At 42.6% G+C, this 19,734-nt stretch carries 14 protein-coding genes; 9 read left to right on the top strand and 5 right to left on the bottom strand.

What is annotated here, in order from left to right:
* Positions 1-33: 33 nt before the first annotated feature.
* The 7 genes from PSF31_RS16450 (at position 34) to yegS (ending at position 12,465) form a co-directional block, all read left to right on the top strand.
* Positions 34-1,278, top strand: coding sequence for an MdtA/MuxA family multidrug efflux RND transporter periplasmic adaptor subunit (locus tag PSF31_RS16450; RefSeq protein ID WP_094960479.1), 1,245 nt, complete (start codon positions 34-36; stop codon positions 1,276-1,278).
* The gene (locus PSF31_RS16445; RefSeq protein ID WP_096863893.1) at positions 1,278-4,400 is read left to right on the top strand and encodes an MdtB/MuxB family multidrug efflux RND transporter permease subunit; all 3,123 of its coding nucleotides are present in this window, start codon (positions 1,278-1,280) and stop codon (positions 4,398-4,400) included. Before PSF31_RS16450 ends, PSF31_RS16445 begins: the two co-directional genes overlap by 1 nt.
* Positions 4,400-7,501 carry a multidrug efflux RND transporter permease subunit MdtC gene (gene mdtC, locus PSF31_RS16440; RefSeq protein WP_096863892.1) on the top strand — a complete coding sequence of 1,034 codons (3,102 nt, stop codon included), beginning with the start codon at positions 4,400-4,402 and terminating at the stop codon, positions 7,499-7,501. The genes PSF31_RS16445 and mdtC overlap by 1 nt, the downstream gene beginning before the upstream one ends.
* Entirely contained in the window at positions 7,491-8,879 is a 1,389-nt protein-coding gene (gene baeS / locus PSF31_RS16435) for a two-component system sensor histidine kinase BaeS (protein ID WP_094960476.1), read from the top strand. Before mdtC ends, baeS begins: the two co-directional genes overlap by 11 nt.
* A 2-nt stretch (positions 8,880-8,881) precedes the next feature.
* Complete coding sequence (gene baeR / locus PSF31_RS16430; protein WP_172767103.1) at positions 8,882-9,589, top strand: two-component system response regulator BaeR; 708 nt, start codon at positions 8,882-8,884, stop codon at positions 9,587-9,589.
* 128 nt (positions 9,590-9,717) lie between these two features.
* The gene (gene trhP / locus PSF31_RS16425) at positions 9,718-11,103 is read left to right on the top strand and encodes a prephenate-dependent tRNA uridine(34) hydroxylase TrhP (protein WP_004253511.1); all 1,386 of its coding nucleotides are present in this window, start codon (positions 9,718-9,720) and stop codon (positions 11,101-11,103) included.
* Between the two features lie 462 nt (positions 11,104-11,565).
* Positions 11,566-12,465, top strand: a complete 900-nt coding sequence (yegS, locus tag PSF31_RS16420; protein WP_096863891.1) for a lipid kinase YegS — start codon at positions 11,566-11,568, stop codon at positions 12,463-12,465.
* A 46-nt stretch (positions 12,466-12,511) separates the two neighbouring features.
* Here the strand turns inward: yegS and thiD are convergent, their stop codons facing one another.
* From thiD to PSF31_RS16405, 3 genes are all read right to left on the bottom strand, one after another.
* Positions 12,512-13,309: a bifunctional hydroxymethylpyrimidine kinase/phosphomethylpyrimidine kinase gene (thiD, locus tag PSF31_RS16415; protein WP_272683211.1), complete on the bottom strand. Its 798-nt coding sequence runs from the start codon at positions 13,307-13,309 to the stop codon at positions 12,512-12,514.
* Positions 13,310-13,500: 191 nt separating this feature from the next.
* Positions 13,501-14,367: a YjjW family glycine radical enzyme activase gene (locus tag PSF31_RS16410; protein WP_036957647.1), complete on the bottom strand. Its 867-nt coding sequence runs from the start codon at positions 14,365-14,367 to the stop codon at positions 13,501-13,503.
* Positions 14,339-15,895, bottom strand: a complete 1,557-nt coding sequence (locus PSF31_RS16405) for a YjjI family glycine radical enzyme (RefSeq protein WP_096863890.1) — start codon at positions 15,893-15,895, stop codon at positions 14,339-14,341. The genes PSF31_RS16410 and PSF31_RS16405 overlap by 29 nt, the downstream gene beginning before the upstream one ends.
* Positions 15,896-16,566: 671 nt before the next feature.
* Here PSF31_RS16405 and pagP point away from each other — a divergent pair.
* Entirely contained in the window at positions 16,567-17,142 is a 576-nt protein-coding gene (pagP, locus tag PSF31_RS16400) for a lipid IV(A) palmitoyltransferase PagP (protein WP_004253487.1), read from the top strand.
* A gap of 75 nt (positions 17,143-17,217) precedes the next feature.
* Here the strand turns inward: pagP and PSF31_RS16395 are convergent, their stop codons facing one another.
* Together PSF31_RS16395 and mgrB are read right to left on the bottom strand one after the other, a co-directional pair.
* A complete protein-coding gene (locus PSF31_RS16395) occupies positions 17,218-18,594 on the bottom strand; it encodes an amino acid permease (protein ID WP_036957645.1) in 1,377 nt (458 codons plus the stop codon).
* Positions 18,595-18,824: 230 nt separating this feature from the next.
* On the bottom strand, positions 18,825-18,971 hold the full coding sequence (mgrB, locus tag PSF31_RS16390) for a PhoP/PhoQ regulator MgrB (protein WP_004253482.1): 147 nt from the start codon (positions 18,969-18,971) through the stop codon (positions 18,825-18,827).
* Positions 18,972-19,304: 333 nt separating this feature from the next.
* Between mgrB and PSF31_RS16385 the strand changes: the two genes are divergently transcribed.
* On the top strand, positions 19,305-19,688 hold the full coding sequence (locus PSF31_RS16385) for a helix-turn-helix domain-containing protein (protein ID WP_004253477.1): 384 nt from the start codon (positions 19,305-19,307) through the stop codon (positions 19,686-19,688).
* Positions 19,689-19,734 lie beyond the last annotated feature (46 nt).

Genomic DNA, 19,734 nt, shown 5'->3' with positions numbered 1-19,734 from the left:
TCCACTTTTTTTGAGTTAAGCGAATTACCCAAAATGAATAAACAAAAACAACGTAAACCTTTTATTCGCTCTGCCATTTTTATTGCCATTATTGCGGTAGCTGGCGTTTCTTGGTACTTTTATCATCAAGAAAAACAATCAGATACACAATCTACTGGTACCGTAGCAAAACCAAACTCACAGCGAAGCGCGATGGGCCGCCCACCACGTGTGTTAGCCCCTGTGCAGTTTGCCGTTGCTGAACAAAAAGTCGTTCCGCGATTTTTATCAGGCTTAGGCACGGTGCAAGCGGCAAATGTTGTCACTGTAACCAGCCGTGTTGAAGGCCAGTTAATGCAGCTGTATTTTACCGAAGGGCAATATGTCAATAAGGGAGATTTATTGGCACAGATTGACCCTCGCCCATTTGAAGTTCAGCTATCACAAGCTGAGGGGCAATTAGCTAAAGACAAAGCAACGTTAGCTAATGCGCAATTAGATTTAGCGCGTTATCAAAAGCTTGCTGGCACTAAAGTGATTTCACAACAAGAGCTAGATAACCAAAAAGCGGCGGTATTACAGGCACAAGGCAGTATTAAAGTCGACCAAGCGGCTGTTGATAATGCCAAACTGCAATTAACCTACAGTAAAATTACTGCCCCCATCTCAGGGCGGGTTGGTTTAAAACAAGTTGATGTCGGAAACTTTATCTCTTCAGGAACCTCAACCCCTCTTGTTGTTATCACACAAACTCAACCCGCAGATGTCTTGTTTGCTTTACCTGAAGGTGATATTCCCGCGATCCAGCAAGCACAATCTTCCGGTGAAAAAGTATTGATTGAAGCTTGGGACAGAAACAATATCGCGCTAATCGCAAGCGGTGAGCTACTCAGTACTGATAACCAAATTGATGCTGCGACCGGCACTCTTAAAATAAAAGCGCGCTTTACCAATGAAGAAGAAAAACTTTTTCCTAATCAATTTGTTAACGTAAAAATGCAAGTTGAAACGCTGCAAAATGCCGTGGTGATCCCAACCGCTGCACTGCAAATGGGCAATGAAGGTCACTATGTTTGGGTATTGAGTGATGATAATAAAGTCAGCAAACACAATGTGACCGTGGGGATGCAAGATAGCCAACAAGTCGTTATTGAAAGTGGGCTCGCAGCAAATACCAAAGTCATCACCGATGGTGTTGATAAACTCACCGATGGCACAACTGTCGAAGTCGTTACCGCTGAAAGCATCGCCAAAAAAGAGCCCCGCAAAGGTAAAGCCAATAGCGCGGAGAAAGCGTAATGCAGCCTGAAATGTTAAAAGGCGGTGGGCCTTCTCGTTTATTTATTTTGCGCCCTGTGGCTACCACATTATTCATGGTGGCTATATTACTTGCAGGGATCATCGGCTATCGCTTCTTACCTGTTTCAGCCCTGCCCGAAGTCGATTATCCGACGATTCAAGTTGTTACCCTTTACCCGGGAGCCAGCCCCGATGTGATGACCTCTGCAGTGACTGCGCCTTTGGAAACCCAGTTTGGGCAAATGTCGGGTCTTAAACAGATGTCATCGCAAAGTTCAGGAGGAGCATCAGTTATAACACTGATGTTCCAATTAACGTTGCCTCTAGAGGTTGCCGAACAAGAAGTCCAAGCAGCGATTAATTCCGCCAGTAGCTTACTGCCTTCGGATTTACCCTATCCTCCGATTTATAATAAGGTAAACCCTGCTGACCCGCCTGTACTCACCTTAGCGGTCACCTCTGATGCGATGCCATTAACGCAGGTACAGGATATTATTGAAACGCGAATTGCCCAGAAAATATCCCAAGTTAATGGAGTGGGTTTAGTCACCTTAGCCGGTGGTCAACGCCCTGCTGTTCGCGTGAATTTAAACCCACAAGCCATGGCAGCCAAAGGGCTGGATAGCGAAACCATCCGCCTAGCCATCAACAATGCTAACGTCAACTCCGCAAAAGGGAGTTTCGATGGGCCAACGCGAGCAGTGACGCTTTCTGCTAACGACCAAATGAAGTCACTTGACGACTATCGTCAGCTTATTGTGGCCTTCCAAAATGGTGCGCCTGTACGTTTAGGCGACATTGCAACGATTGCACAAGGTGCCGAAAATGCCTATTTAGGGGCATGGGCAAATAATGAACAGGCGATTGTGATCAATGTGCAGCGGCAGCCCGGTGCTAACGTCATTGAAACCACAGATACCATTCGTACGCTGTTACCTGAATTAATTGAAAGCTTACCTAAATCGGTTAATGTCGATATTTTAACCGATAGAACCAGTACTATTCGAGCGTCCGTTAATGATGTACAGTTTGAGTTAATGCTAGCCATCGCCCTCGTGGTGATGGTGATTTATTTGTTTTTACGCAATGGAATTGCCACCTTAATACCGGGCATTGCCGTGCCGCTGTCGCTCGTTGGTACCTTTGCAGTCATGTATTTTTGTGGTTTTTCTGTCAATAACCTCACCCTAATGGCATTAACCATCGCCACAGGTTTTGTGGTCGATGATGCAATAGTGGTGATTGAAAATATTTCCCGCTACTTAGAAAAAGGCGATAAGCCTCTGGTCGCTGCACTCAAAGGGGCGGGTGAAATCGGGTTTACCATTATCTCCCTCACCTTTTCTTTAGTTGCAGTATTAATCCCGCTGTTATTTATGGGGGATATTGTCGGCCGGTTATTCCGCGAATTTGCCATTACCCTAGCCGTGGCTATTTTGATCTCCGCTGTCGTCTCTTTGACGTTAACGCCAATGATGTGTGCGCGTTTATTAAAACCAGAGTCGCAACATAAACATAACCGTTTTGAACTAGCGTGTGAGCGTTTCTTTGACCGCATGGTTGCTGGATACGCAATTTGGTTAAAACGTATTCTTAATCACCAATGGTTAACGCTTTCTGTGGCGCTAGGCACCATGGTGCTGACTGTTTTGCTGTATATGTGGATCCCAAAAGGGTTTTTCCCGTTGCAAGACAGTGGAATTATTCAGGGTTCAATTGAAAGCCGTCAATCTATTTCTTTTGCGGCCATGGCGCAAAAGCAACAGGAAGTCGCGTCAAAATTATTGGCAGACCCTGCGGTTGATAATGTCACCACTTATGTGGGGGTTGATGGTAGCAACCCAACATTAAACAATGCGCGTCTCCAAATTACCTTAAAGCCCCTTGATGAGCGTGAAGATAGAGTGGTGGCGATTATTGATCGTCTACAGCAATCCGTGGATAACATTGCTGGGGTGAATTTATATCTGCAGCCTATGCAAGATCTCACCATCGATACGCAAGTTGCACGCACACAGTATCAATTTACGTTACAGGCCGGTTCACTAGAGGAATTAACCACTTGGGTTCCACGCTTGTTAGATGCCCTAGAGCAACAACCTGAACTCACCGATGTCAGTAGTGACTGGCAAAATAAAGGGTTAGTTGCTTATGTGAATGTTAACCGTGATACCGCAAGCCGTTTTGGTATCACAATGTCAGCCATTGATAACGCTTTATATAATGCATTTGGGCAGCGAATGGTTTCGACCATATACACACAGTCAAATCAATATCGTGTGATATTAGAACATGACACACAGACACGTGATGGTATGGATGCGCTGAATGATATTCGTCTAAAAGGCACTGATGGAGCCATTGTGCCACTAAGCACTTTGGTAAATATTCAAGAAGGTAATGGGCCATTAGCCATTAATCACCTCGACCAATTTCCCGCGGTGACATTCTCGTTTAATGTGGCGAATGGCGCTTCGCTTGAGTCAGCCGTCAATGCCGTGAAATTGGCCGAGTCACAAATTGCTATGCCAAAATCCATTACCACACAATTTCAAGGGGCGACTTTAGCCTTTGAAGCTGCACTAAGCAGCACTATCTGGTTAATTGCAGCCGCAATTGTGGCGATGTATATCGTATTAGGCATTTTATATGAGAGCTTTATCCACCCGATTACGATTTTATCCACCTTACCGACTGCGGGGGTTGGCGCATTACTTGCTTTAATGATGGCAGGGAAAGACCTTGATGTTATTGCAGTCATCGGCATCATCTTATTAATTGGTATCGTGAAAAAGAACGCCATTATGATGATTGACTTTGCCCTTGCTGCAGAGCGTGAACAGGGAATGTCCCCTTATGATGCCATCTACCAAGCTTGCCTACTGCGTTTTCGCCCAATTTTAATGACCACCATGGCGGCATTACTAGGAGCCTTGCCATTAATGCTAAGTACAGGTGTCGGTGCAGAATTACGCCAACCATTAGGAATTTGTATGGTTGGTGGCTTAATTATGAGCCAAATCCTCACCTTATTTACCACACCGGTTATTTACTTATTGTTCGACCGTCTTTCTCATTATTTTAAAGACCGTCGCCAAGCGAAGAAGGCACAGGTGTCATAATGAAGCGCTTCTTTGCTCTATTTATTAGCCGCCCGGTAGCAACGACGCTGATTAGCGTTGCGATTACTTTGTGTGGTGCCCTGAGCTTTCTATTTTTACCGGTTTCTCCGTTGCCTCAAGTAGATTACCCTGTGATCAACGTGACAGCGTCACTTCCTGGGGCGTCACCCGAAACCATGGCGTCCTCCGTTGCGACACCTCTTGAACGCTCTTTAGGCAGTATTGCTGGGATCAGCGAAATGACCTCAAGCAGTGCGCTTGGGCGAACCACTATTACCCTTGAGTTTAATCTCGACAAAGACATTAATAACGCGGCTCGGGAAGTGCAAGCTGCGATTAATGCGGCGCAAAACCTGCTGCCCAGCGGTATGCCAAGCCGTCCACGTTATTACAAGTCTAACCCGTCTGATGCGCCAATTATGATTTTAACCATGACCTCAGAGACCATGGGTACTGGCGAAATTTATGATATTGCATCTACCCGTTTAGCCCAGCGAATTGCGCAAATTGAAGGGGTTAGTGAAGTTTCAGTTGGTGGCGGATCGCTCCCTGCCGTACGGGTTGAACTCAACCCAACCGCCCTATTTAACCAAGGGGTTTCCCTTGATGCCGTGCGCTCAGCCATTAGTAGTGCTAACGTTCGCCAACCGCAAGGCTATATCAATGATGACGAAAAACGTTATCAAGTACAGACTAATGATGAGTTAAAAAAAGCAGCCGATTATCGGCCAATTATTGTTCATTACAGCCAAGGCAATGCTGTAAAGCTCAGCGATGTCGCCAATGTTAAAGATTCCATTGAAAACATACGCGCTGCCGGTATGGCAGACGGTAAACCGGCTATTTTGATTGTCATTCGTCGTGAAGCTGGCGCCAATATTATTGAAACAGTGAACCGTATTCGTGCTGAATTGCCTGAATTCAATGACATGATCCCTGCCGCTATTGATTTAAAAGTGGCACAAGACAGAACACCGACCATCCGCGCGTCTCTAGCCGAAGTGGAACGTGCTCTACTGATTGCCGTTGCCTTGGTGATCCTCGTGGTGCTGCTGTTCTTACGTTCAGGTCGCGCTACTTTGATCCCTGCCGTTGCTGTCCCTGTCTCATTGATTGGGACTTTTACGGCCATGTATTTATGTGGCTTTAGTTTAAATAACTTGTCATTGATGGCATTAACGGTTGCGACGGGCTTTGTGGTTGATGATGCCATTGTCGTATTAGAAAATATCTCGCGTCATATCGAAAATGGTAAAAAACCGTTTATTGCGGCGGTTAAAGGCGTGCATGAAGTCGGCTTTACCGTCGTTTCCATGAGTATTTCCTTAGTGGCTGTTTTTATTCCGCTACTGCTTATGGATGGACTGGTCGGCCGTTTATTCCGCGAATTTGCCATTACCCTTGCAACCGCTATTGGTATTTCTTTGGTGATCTCATTAACGCTCACCCCTATGATGTGTGCCTACTTACTGAAGAAACGCCCTCGCAACGTCAAAGCCAAACATCGCGGGTTTGGACGTGTGTTGCTGCGCTTGCAAGAAAGTTATGGCGTCGCTTTAAAATGGGTACTCGAACATCGCCGTAGTGTTCTCGCGGTGCTATTTGCCACAATCGGCTTAAACGTTTATCTGTATATTACCGTTCCGAAAACTTTCTTTCCTGAACAAGATACCGGCCGTGTGCTGGGCTTTGTTCGCGCAGACCAAAGTATTTCATTCCAATCAATGAAAGAAAAAATGACCCGTTTTATGCAGCAAGTTAAAGCCGACCCAGCAACGGATAATGTCACTGGTTTTACTGGTGGTAGCCGAGTAAACAGCGGTTTTATGTATATCTCATTAAAACCACTGGGTGAACGTACTGAAAGTTCAGCTGAAGTCATTAATCGGTTACGCATGAAATTAGCCAATGAGCCAGGGGCTAACCTGTTTATGATGCCAGTACAAGATATTCGAGTGGGAGGTCGACAAGCCAATGCCAGCTATCAGTTTACACTGCTTGCGGATGAGCTTTCTGCATTGCGTGACTGGGAACCCGCCATTCGTAAAGCACTCGGTGAATTGCCACAGCTGACAGATGTGAACTCAGATAAGGAAGACAAAGGCGCAGAAATGGCGATCACCTACGATAGGGACTTAATGGCCCAGCTAGGTATCGATGTCCGTGAAGCTAACAGTTTGCTTAACAATGCATTTGGTCAACGCCAAGTTTCCACTATTTATGAAGCGATGAACCAATATAAAGTGGTGATGGAAGTTGCCCCTGAATATACGCAAGATGTCAGTTCCCTCGACAAAATGTTTGTTATCAATAAAGATGGCGATGCTATCCCGCTGTCTTATTTTGCTCGTTGGCAGCCGGCGAATGCGCCATTAAGCGTGAACCACCAGGGGCTATCAGCTTCATCCACTATCGCATTTAATGTCGCTGACGGTTATACCTTAAATGATGCCATCGTCGAAATAGAAAAAACCATGACTGCGCTTGGCGTGCCATCTACAGTGCGAGGGTCTTTTGCAGGAACGGCACAAATATTCCAAGAAACTTTGCAATCACAATTATTTTTGATTTTAGCCGCTATTGTGACTGTCTATTTAGTCCTTGGGATTCTATATGAAAGTTATATTCACCCACTGACAATTTTATCAACTTTGCCTTCTGCTGGTGTCGGTGCATTATTAGCCCTTGAGTTATTTGACACACCATTTAGTTTAATCGCTTTAATCGGCATCATGCTATTAATTGGGATCGTCAAGAAGAACGCCATTATTATGGTGGATTTTGCTATTCAAGCACAAAGAACAGCGGGTTTAACCGCTCAAGAAGCCATTTTCCGTGCCAGTTTATTACGTTTTCGCCCTATTTTAATGACGACACTCGCCGCCATTTTTGGTGCGTTACCGTTAATGTTAGGTAGTGGTGATGGAGCAGAACTACGTCAACCTCTCGGGATCACCATTGTCGGTGGCTTAATAATGAGCCAATTGCTGACTTTATTTACCACTCCTGTTGTGTATTTAAGTTTTGATAGCTTAAGGCAACGTTGGCAGCGCAAAAAGTCATTAACGCATAAGATTGTGGAGAATAACCATGAAGCTTAGGTTAAATAGCGTTAGTACTCGGCTTTTTTTAGCTATTTTTGCGACATGCTTATTGCTAGTGCTAATTATGCACCAAGGCGTGCGCATGAGTTTTCAACATGGCTTTATTGACTATATTAAAGAAAATGACCAACAACGCGTTGAGCAGGTTTCTTCCGCCCTTGCGGAACAATATGAAGAAATGGGCAATTGGCGGTTTTTGATTGGTAATGATCGCATTTTCTTTCGCATTCTGCGCTCTGTAGAACATCAACAGCATCGTGGCCCGATGCGACAGCGCTGGCGAACCATTTTTTGGGTTTATGATACACAAGACCGGCTAATTTTCGGGCAAGACACGCCCCTACCGAGCAAAGTTCTCCGTGAGCCTATTGTTACTAGCAATGGCGAAACCGTCGGTTGGCTCGTTGCCAGCTATGAAACGGGAATCAGCAGCGCCCTTGACCGCCGTTTTGATACCAAACAAATGTATACCAGTTGGATCATCGCTGGGCTGTCTTTATTTGTGGCTCTGATTGCCACATTGTTCCTTGCCCGTAGTTTTTTGAAACCCATCAAGCGGTTACTCGAAGGCACTAACCGGCTCGCCAATGGTGATTTTGCTACGCGGGTTCCTGAGTCTGGCCGCGATGAACTTGGGCAACTGGCTAAAGATTTTAACCATCTGGCCTCTACCCTTGAAAAAAACGAACAAATGCGGCGTGATTATATGGCGGATATTTCCCATGAGCTCCGCACGCCGTTGTCAGTTCTGCGAGGCGAATTAGAAGCGGTGCAAGATGGCGTCCGGCAAGCCACTCCCGAAACAATCAATTCCCTACTGAATGAAACCCAAACTTTAATTAAGCTGGTTAATGACCTCCACCAACTCTCGTTATCGGATAGAGGCTCATTGGTCTACCGTATGCAACTTACCGATATCATTCCTTTAATTGAAATGGCGATAGGCCAAGCTCGCTGGCGGTTAGAAGACCAACAACTTTCAGTTGAACGGCAATTTATTGCACAAGGCAACGTGTTTGCAGACCCTGACCGCATCACTCAGTTATTCTATAACTTAATGGAAAACAGCTTACGCTATACGGACCCACAAGGTAAAATTGCCATTCAAGTCACACAAGACCACAACCAGCTCAGTATAATTTGGCAAGATAGCGCCCCGGGGCTGACTGCTGAGCAATGCCAACATTTATTTGAACGTTTTTACCGTGCCGAAGGTTCTCGTAATCGCGCCAGTGGCGGTTCAGGTTTAGGGTTGGCCATTTGCTATAATATTGTTGAGGCTCACCATGGGACAATTTCCGCAGCACCGTCACCATTAGGTGGTGTCAAAATTACCATTAATTTACCGATTCAATTAAAAGACAAAGGTTTATGATCATGACTGAACAGAGTAATACCCCTATTTTGGTTGTGGAAGATGAACCCAAGCTAGGCCAACTGCTGTTCGATTACTTACAAGCTGCAAATTATCAACCCGCATTAATTGCACGGGGTGACCAAGTAATCGACTATGTTAAACAACATCAACCTGCACTCATTTTATTAGATTTAATGTTACCCGGTATGGACGGCATTTCAGTATGTCGTGAACTACGAAAATTCAGTGATGTTCCCATTATTATGGTGACAGCAAAAACCGAAGAAATTGACCGTTTATTAGGGTTAGAAATTGGGGCTGACGACTATATTTGTAAGCCTTTTAGCCCGCGAGAAGTCGTGGCTAGAGTCAAAACGATTTTACGCCGTTGCCAGCCAAATATGACAACTAGCAATAGCCAAACTAATAGCAATAATCAAACCAAGCTTATTATTGATGAAAATGCATTTCAAGTACGCTATGGCTCACAGTTACTTGAACTCACGCCCGCTGAATTTCGGCTACTCAAGTTTATGTCTGATAATGCAGGTATGGTGTTTTCTCGCGACCAGTTACTGGATATCTTATATGACGACCACCGCGTAGTAACGGACCGTACAATTGATAGTCACGTCAAAAATTTACGCCGTAAATTAGAGTCCCTCGATAACGAAAAAACCTTTATTCGTTCAATATATGGCCTCGGCTACCGTTGGGATGAATATTAAGCAATCAATAGACATACTATTCTTGTGGGATATTTGGTTTTTTTATCAAATAGGAGTAAAATCCTCATCCCTTAAAAACACTCTCTCGTATGAGTGAGTGCTGACTTGACATCAGATAGAGAATAACCATGTTTACACCAGAGCTTTTGTCCCCTGCCGGTTCATTAAAAAATATGCGCTACGCCTTCGCGTATGGCGCAGACGCCGTTTATGCAGGACAGCCTCGTTACAGCTTACGCGTACGAAATAACGAATTTAATCACGAAAACTTAGCTAAAGGCATTCAGGAAGCCCATGAGTTGGGTAAAAAGTTTTATGTGGTGGTGAATATTGCCCCTCATAATGCAAAATTAAAAACCTTTATTCGTGATTTAACCCCCGTCATTGAAATGGGCCCAGATGCTCTGATCATGTCTGACCCTGGCCTTATTATGATGGTTCGTGAAGCGTTTCCTGAGATGGATATTCATTTATCTGTGCAGGCCAATGCAGTTAACTGGGCATCGGTGAAGTTCTGGAAACAAATGGGCTTAACACGAGTGATCTTATCTCGCGAATTATCCCTCGAAGAAATTGCTGAAATTCGTCAACAAGTACCGGAAATCGAGCTTGAAGTCTTTGTCCATGGTGCCCTTTGTATGGCCTATTCCGGCCGTTGTTTACTTTCCGGTTATATTAATAAACGCGACCCAAATCAAGGGACTTGCACCAATGCTTGCCGCTGGGAATATAACGTACAAGAAGGTAAAGAAGATGATGTGGGTAATATTGTCCATGTGCATGAACCTATCCCTGTACAAAATGTGGCACCAACCCTAGGTGCGGGCGCGCCAACAGATAAAGTCTTTATGATAGAAGAAGCTAAACGTCCAGGCGAATATATGACGGCCTTTGAAGACGAACATGGCACTTATATCATGAACTCTAAAGATTTACGTGCAATCGAACACGTTGAAAACCTAACAAAAATGGGTGTTCACTCATTAAAAATTGAAGGCCGCACAAAATCGTTTTATTACTGTGCTCGTACTGCACAAGTCTATAGACGTGCGATTGACGATGCTGTCGCAGGAAAACCCTTTGACCCAACGTTGTTATCTACTTTAGAAGGGTTAGCACACCGTGGTTACACTGAAGGTTTCTTGCGTCGCCACACTCACGATGCCTACCAAACCTATGAATATGGCTATTCTGTTTCTGAAACTCAGCAATTTGTGGGTGAATTCACAGGTAAACGTGTCAATGGTATGGCTGAGGTTGATGTAAAAAATAAATTTAGTGTTGGGGATAGCTTAGAGATGATGACCCCGGCGGGTAATATTGTCTTTACTTTGGACTCATTAGCAAACCGCAAAGGTGAAGCGATTGATGTTGCACCCGGTAACGGCCATGTGGTTTACCTGCCAATCCCTGAGGATGTCGATGTTAATTTTGGTTTGTTGATCCGTAACTTAGCAGGAACAACGACCCGCGCACCTCACCAAACTCAGGCAGAAAAGCAAATTGCAGGCTAACCGCCACTCCGTGTTTTTTAAATAGTTTGTTCGCTAAAAGCCAAAATCTCATCGTTTAACGTTTTGATATTTTGGCTTTTTTTTATCTATAATATGATATTATTTCACTTTATATGCTTTTTCTTATATGAGAATCATTCGCGTTATTGACATTTACATTGAAAAGTGCACTGAATATCCAATTTTATGCAACAGATCACATCAATTGGCTATTCAATATCGTATAGTCACTCTTGAAAACGAAGAACTAGAAAGTCATAAAATAAGACTAGGAACCACCTCCTTGGCTGGCTCAATCTCCCTTGAGCTAGCCATTTCTTTTATCTGCAATTTCTATTTCATTTCTCTTGTTAACGCTATTACTGTAAAAAATCTAAAATAAGCTCATCAATATCTTATAAATCCATTTATACTCATTTTAACGAATATTTGCCATATGTTAAGCCGAATGGATGGGTATATATGAATCAATATCAGTCAGCCATGATTATCCTTAATGGTAAACAAGCCAATCACGCTGAGCTGCGAAAGGCCATTACTCACTTACGTAATGAAGGCCATCAAATTCAAGTCCGTATTCCGTGGGAATTGGATGATACTTATTATTTTATTTCTCAGGCAATAAAACACGGCGTTGATACCATCATTGCCGCAGGAGGTGACGGCACAGTGAATGCGGTTGCCAGTACCTTGATGAAGTTCCCGAGTGACTCTCGCCCTACTTTAGGAATTCTCCCGATGGGAACGGCAAATGATTTTGCCACCAGCGCGAATATTCCACTGGATATTGAAGCCGCCCTTGCTCTCTCATTAAAAGGTAAAGCAGTTCCCATTGATATTGCGCAAGTCAATAAACAATATTATTTTCTCAATATGGCGACTGGCGGCTTTGGGACGCGTATTACCACCGAAACGCCTGAAGCACTGAAATCAGCATTGGGCGGTGCCGCTTACGTGATAAATGGCTTATTGCGCCCTGATACGCTGAAAACGGATATTTGCCGCATTGAGGGTGAAAACTTTAGTTGGGAAGGTGAAACGTTGGTCATCGCTGTCGGAAACGGCCGCCAAGCGGGCGGAGGGCAACAACTGACACCGCAAGCACTAATTAATGATGGCGCATTAAATTTACTGATTATTCCTGCAAGGGATGTCATACCCGCATTTTTAGCGAACCTATTTTCAGACGATAAAAACGAGCACTTGGTCGAAAAGCAATTATCATGGGTAAAAATCTCATCTCCTCACGATATGATCTTAAACCTTGATGGTGAGCCATTATCGGGAGATACCTTTACGTTCGCAGTGCAGCCGAATGCTATTCAGTGCCGGTTGCCGCCTCAATGTAACTTATTAGCTTAAAATATAACGAGAAAGCCCAAGTTTTCGGGCTTTCAATCATTACAGGCTACCACCATGCATGGAAGTGGTGTACTGGGCCAATCCCCTTGCCAACTTCTAAACTGTCCGCTTGCTCTAACGCAGCTTGTAAATAGGCTTTAGCCTGCGTAACCGCTTCTTGCCAATCAGAGCAACGAGGGCGCAGAGCAGCCAAAGCCGCTGACAAAGTACACCCAGTACCATGGGTATTTTTAGTATTTACGCGAATAGAGGTAAAGCGCCATTCACCTTCAGGTGTGATTAACCAATCAGGGCTTTCAGCATCACTTAGGTGCCCGCCTTTCATCAACACCGCTTGGCAACCTTTTTCAAATAATTTATACCCCTGAGTCAACATTTGGCTTTCTGTTTGTGCAACTTTTTCGTCTAGTAATACCGCGGCTTCAGGGAGATTCGGTGTAATTATAGAAACGAGGGGCAATAATTGTTGGCGCAGTGCATCAACCGCATCGGGTAATAGTAACGGGTCGCCACTTTTAGCCACCATTACAGTATCCAATACCACATACGGAATTGGATATTGCTTCAGCGCCTTCGCCACAACTGCGATATTACTTTGATTAAATAACATGCCGATTTTTGCGCTATCAATTCGCACATCACTGAGAACAGAGTCTAATTGTGCCGCCACAAATTCAGGGGGTAAGTCTTGGACGGATTGCACGCCTCGGGTATTTTGAGCCACCAATGCCGTCATCACACTCGTACCATAAGCCTCTAACGCAGAGAAAGTTTTTAAATCCGCCTGAATACCCGCCCCACCCGATGGGTCTGTTCCGGCTATGGTTAACGCATTGATCCTCATGAGTGATTCCCCTTTTCGGCTAAAGCATTTGAATAGATTGATAAGCGAGGTTTACTGAAATCATTTTAAATCAAACAATAAAACCGCCTTGATTGTCTCATATCATTTAACAAATACCAGCGGTTAGTGAATGAATTTTAATGACTTAGATAAAAAGGGGAAATATATTACACAGGAAAAATTAACGTGACTTATAAGTACACATTAGGCAAATGAATATTACCGACACCTCGCTGTTTTAATAGCTGGGCAAATGTCTCTACTTCCGTTTGGGTTGCCGCAGGCCAGTTAGCCGCTTCATTTTTTACGCCATGTTGCTGAAAAGCATTAACTTTTATTCGTGTGTTTGCAGGAAGTTGATTTAAGAAATCAGCCAGTTTATCAATATGTTCTAGATAATCTGTTTGCTGAGGAATATATAATAAACGCAATTCATACAATTTCCCCGCTTGTGCCAGAAATTGAATTGATTGAAATACACGTTGGTTATCTTTCCCAGTTAATCTTAAGGCACACTCATCGCTCCATGATTTTAAGTCAATCATTACGCCATCAGTATACTCAATTACCTTACTCCACCCCGCAGAAGCAAGATGGCCATTACTGTCAATAAAGCAGGTTAAATGTTTCAGTTCAGGTGTGTCTTTAATCGCTTTAAATAATTCAATAATAAAAGGTAATTGTGTTGTTGCTTCCCCGCCACTAATGGTTATACCATTCAGAAAGACAACATTTTTTTTCAAGTCATTGATAGCATCATTAACACTTAACGACACTGTCATTGGGCTTGAATTCTTAGTGCACGTTTGTAAACAAGTGTCACAGAGCTGGCAGGCATCACTATCCCATATAACCTTACCATCAACAAATGATAACCCATTGTGAGGACAGGTTAAAACACAGTCCCCACAATGGTCACAGAGCGCCATGGTATATGGATTATGGCAATTCAAACAACGTAAATTGCAACCTTGCAAAAAGATAACATGCCGATTGCCCGGCCCATCTACGCAGGAAAAAGGAATAACCTTATTCAGCGTAGCGCATCGATTGCTCATTGCTGATGACTCGCTGCTGACGGGCTGTAATTTTACAGTTCTTAGTCGCTTCTTCACCTAACCAGGTAGTATTGCTTCTAGAACCTTGTTCTTTGTATTTTTCGATATCTGACAAACGCACCATATAGCCAGTGACACGGACTAAATCATTACTTGCCACGTTTGCGGTAAATTCGCGCATCCCACAACTAAACGCCCCTTTGCACAATTGCATTAATGCTTGCGGGTTTTGTTTAATCGTTTCATCGATGGTTAAAATGTCACTGATCCCAGATAAATAGTGTTTGTGATGAGGTGCAACGGCTTGAATATGCGACACAGGATCAGGCTCTTCACCATATGGAATACGAGCCCCCGGCGTCGTTCCTATGTCTGAGCTAATCCCAGATTGCGCATGAAGCATAGCTCGGTTTTTATAGCCATATTTAACCGGTGTTGTTTCTACAAAGTCTGCCAATTGTTCACTAATTTGATAAGACAATGGTAAAGCTGGTGAATTCGCTTGGTACTGGCCTTTCACGCCATCTTTTTCCATCAAGATATTCACGGCCTCTGCTAAACCATAAATACCAAACATCGGTGCAAAGCGTTCTGGCTCAATTAACCCCTCTTGAACAAGAAAACTGGTTTGGAAGAAATTAGATTCCTCATATAAAAATGCGCTACGTGTTTCAATGAGTTCCATTTGTAACTCACAATACTTTTTCAATTGCACATTTAAAAAATCAGCTGAATTTTGACTACGTAACGCAACTTCGCGCAAATTAATACGAACTAAAGTGCTTCCGCCCCCCGCAACAGGTAATGCATTATAACAACTGACAATACCGTAACCTTGTTTATCGAATGCCGCACTATGAACAATATCATTTGCAATATGTGGCTTACTACATTCACAAATATTTTCAATCGCTTGTAAGAAAAGTGACTCTGGTGTGCGTTGTGGATGATAGACAAATGTCAGGTTAGGTGCGACTTGTTTTAGTTCTGCATCAATACGTAAAATCAAACGGCAAATAACGTTGTCATCTGGCCCAATATTGGCATGCATAAAAGCATCAGGTAGAGTTCGGTCTAACTGCACCCAGAATCTTTTTAGTTTTGGATACAGTTGTTCTTCTGTCAACTCACCCACGTATGGCATGAGGACTTTATCTAAATACCCTAAAAACACAGGGAAATTGGTTACCGAAGGGACGTGGTGGTACAAAATCATCAGATGATTAAGGGCATCATCAAAGTCCTCAGCAGGGGCTAACTCTAAGTATTCTGAACCTTGTTTGAGGTATTTTACATAATCGGGCAATACATAACGTGGCTTATACGGTGCATTTCCTTCATACATATCACAAATAACACGTTCATTTAACGCATCCGCTAGGGGTTGGCTCATCGCAAGGTAAGGAATATTGCTATCGGCCTCTATCGCTAAAAAATTGGCTTTTTGTTTTGGTGATAATATTTTGTCTGTAGCGATAGCCAAGCATTTTGCTTGATATTCAGTCAGTGGTTCTTGGCGTTTCATCATGGTGATGTTCCTTTGTTAGTTAGAAGCCAAGGTTACGCACAGCAATGTATATGCTATAAACCTTTAAGTACTCGCTCCTACCCGTGTTGACATGCAACAGCTTATACCTGCCGCCTATAACACTCATTTCATCCCATTGAGACAAGTCATTATTTGACGTGCATCATACTTTTTAGATTTGTTTGCACGCTATTTTTCATAAATGTCTGCTCTATCAACATTACTAGTCGTAATCACCTAAATTGTTAAAAATATCTTTTTATTACAAAACGTTAAATACAACAATAATGAGTGACACAATGTTTTCTCTTATTCTTGATTAAAAAATTCTCTTTCATTTTTTCTTATCAAATAACGGCTTTATTAATAAGAAAATGAAATACCTTATCTATTATTATTGGTTATTTTTAGGAGGATTAGCCTATTCAATAACCAATCTGATAAGTTAACATCCAATTTATCTATCGGTTATCCTACTTAAAAACAGGCAAAATTAAACGGTTCTACCATGACCAGCCAATTATTATCCTTAACTATGTAATAAATACTGTTATATTCTGTACATCTTAATTAAAATAATTTCGCTCAAAATTATAATAATAATGCTAATCTGATAATCATTAGCGAGCTAATCATCATTTTTATATCTGCGATACAGAACTGGATTTACAATGAGAGTTTATAAAAACATACAGTTGGCCGTAGGTGCATCGCTACTCATGAGCGCCTCAATCTGCATATCATCGCCTGCCGTTGCACAAGAGCAATCAGCAAATTTATGGGATACATTTAAAAGTAATGTCAGTACCACATGGGACTCAGACAAATATGAGCTATACGTTCCCGCTGTGACTTGGCACAACCGTGCAATGTACGACAAGAAAAAAACAGATGAATATAACGAGCGCCCTTGGGGTCTGGGCTTTGGTAAATATCGTTATGATGAAGACAATGACTGGCATGCTATCTATGCAATGGCATTTAAAGATTCACATAATGATTGGGAACCAATTGGTGGTTATGCATTCCAAAAAATGTGGATCCCCGGGGACATTGATGGTTTTCGCATGGGAGCTGGCTTCACTCTCAGTGTTACTGCCCGCAAGGATATGTACTATATTCCGATCCCAGCACCGCTTCCTCTGGTATCAGTGGAATATGACAAACTTTCGCTACAAGCCACTTATATTCCGGGAACTTATAATAACGGTAACGTATTATTCGCTTGGTTACGTTGGCAATGGTAATTTAAGTACTTCATTACTGTATAAAAAGGCCGGTGGGATATTCCCACCGACCTTTTTATTATCAGAAAATCAAATTTAGCTCAGCTGTTGGCTTTTAGCTAAATCTTGCTTTTTAGCCCCTGAGAACTGGTACCCAACCCATAGAACCGCTATCCATAATGGCATAATTAATACCGAGATACGTAAGCCGTCCATTGTCAGGATAATCCCTAAAATTAACAGCAAAAATGCTAAGCATAGATAGTTCCCAAATGGATACCAAATGCTTTTAAATTTCGTTTCAACACCTTGTTTGTTCATTGCCGCTCTGAACTTCAAATTTGAAACACAAATCATAATCCAGTTCAGAACTAACGTCGTCACAACCAATGACATTAATAATTCGAAAGCCTTACCTTCCATCACAAAGTTAATTAAAATCCCGCCAGAAGTCGCAATACCTGAAACTAATAATGCCATGACTGGAACGCCACCTTTATTCACTTTTGCAAGAAATTTAGGTGCATTACTTTGTTGTGCCAAACCATACAACATACGGCTTGTCGCATAAGCCCCGCTGTTATAAACAGACAACGCAGCGATCAAAATGACAACGTTCAACGAATTAGCAACCAGTAAATCCCCTAATTCGTGGAAAATTAATACAAATGGGCTTGTTTTGCCATCAAGGTCAACCCAAGGGTACAACGCTAACAATACAGCTAACGAACCAATATAAAAAATCAAGATACGGTACACAACTTGGTTTATCGCTTTTGGAATGCTTTTATCTGGGTCTTCTGCCTCTGCGGCCGTAATACCGACTAGCTCTAAGCCCCCAAATGAAAACATAATAATAGCCAAAGCCATTATTAGCCCATTAAAACCATTAGCAAAGAAACCGCCATACTCCCATAAGTTACTCACTTTCGCTTGTGAGCCACCATGACCGCTAAGTAGTAAGTAGCAACCAAAAATAATCATAGCTACGACAGCAATAACTTTAATCAATGCAAACCAGAATTCAGTTTCCCCATAAGAGCGAACATTAACCAAGTTAACGGCATTTACCGCAATAAAAAACACCGCGGCAGAAACCCATATCGGGAGCTCAGGCCACCAGTGTTGCATATATTTACCTGCGGCCGTCAGTTCTGTCATCCCAACAAGGATAAACATAACCCAGTAATTCCACCCTGAGAGGAAGCCCGCAAAACCACCCCAATACTTAAATGCAAAATGGCTAAATGAACCCGCGACAGGTTCCTGAACAATCATTTCTCCCAACTGGCGCATGATAAGAAAAGCAATAAACCCACACAATGCATAGCCAAGTAAAACTGATGGCCCTGCCATTTGTATGGTTGTTGCTATTCCGAGGAATAACCCTGTACCAACAGCGCCTCCCAAAGCAATCAATTGGATATGCCTATTTTTTAATCCCCGCTTTAGCGTCTGTTGCTGTTGCGCCATAACTTTACCCTTTCGTCCTCTTACTTGCTTTTTATCGCCCAAACTAATGATAATGACACAAGTTTATTTGAATTTTCTTATTAACACTACATTCTTCTGGCGCTGTTTTTACCCTATTCTACGAACCAGAAGCTGGTGCTATTAGTTATTTTTTTTCATCACATAACAAAATGATACCGCAGGATAGTTACCCCAACTCAATATCATGGATTGTGCATTAAAAAGCAAATTCAAAATGGTAACAAGTCAGTTACACGACAAATACCAAAAATAAAGTCCTCTCCACCTTGGTCGCACAGGCTATCCATCGCTAAAAGATAGAGAAAAATACAGGCCAAGATTGCACTTATAACAATAATTAATTTACGACCAAACACCGATGATTCCTTCATATTTCTATGATGATTTTATTTTTCAAATGATTACAATACTAAGGTACTGCTATTTTATGATTGATTTCACTTATGGCATTGCACGTAATGCGTTTATAAAATAAATGGTACTCTAATTTCGAGCCTTAAATTTGAGGAAAATATGCAATTGACCTCTTTTTACAAAAATTTCGCTCATTTTAGGTGCTATTGGCCATTAACTTATTCTGATTGTGCTTTTTTTATCCTAAAAATAGGAAATACCGCACAAGCAGCCTTTGTCATGATGAAATGAAGTTGTGTATACTTCTGCTACCGTAAAACTAGAAAACATTTGAGATGCCACAAGATAACCACTTAGCACTTGTTTATGCTTTGAGTAAATGGATAGAAGAACACTTAGGGCGCGTGATCCACTTAGAAGAGCTCGCGGCTTATTCAGGCTATTCACTTTGGCATATGCAAAAAATCTTTAAAGAAGTCACAGGGATTTCACTGGGTAAATACATCCGCCAACGCCGTCTTGCTGGTGCGGTTAACTTACTGCGCAACAGCAACCAGTCTATTTTCGATATCGCACTGGATTTTGGTTTTGGGTCACAGTCCCACTTTACCTATATGTTTCGTAAGGAATATGGCATTACGCCATTTGATTTTAGACAGAATGACCAAATCCAATTAGATGTTAAGCAACCGCTTCATTTGATTCATAATTATGAGTGAGAATATTTTAGCCGCATTAATCTATTGATTCACACGCTAATGCTAT

Origin of the sequence: Providencia sp. PROV156, assembly GCF_028480905.1 — a bacterium.
GTDB classification, from domain to species: Bacteria; Pseudomonadota; Gammaproteobacteria; order Enterobacterales; family Enterobacteriaceae; genus Providencia; species Providencia hangzhouensis.
The sequence above is the reverse complement of the archived record's forward strand: the minus strand, read 5'-3'. Positions and strand labels throughout refer to the sequence as shown.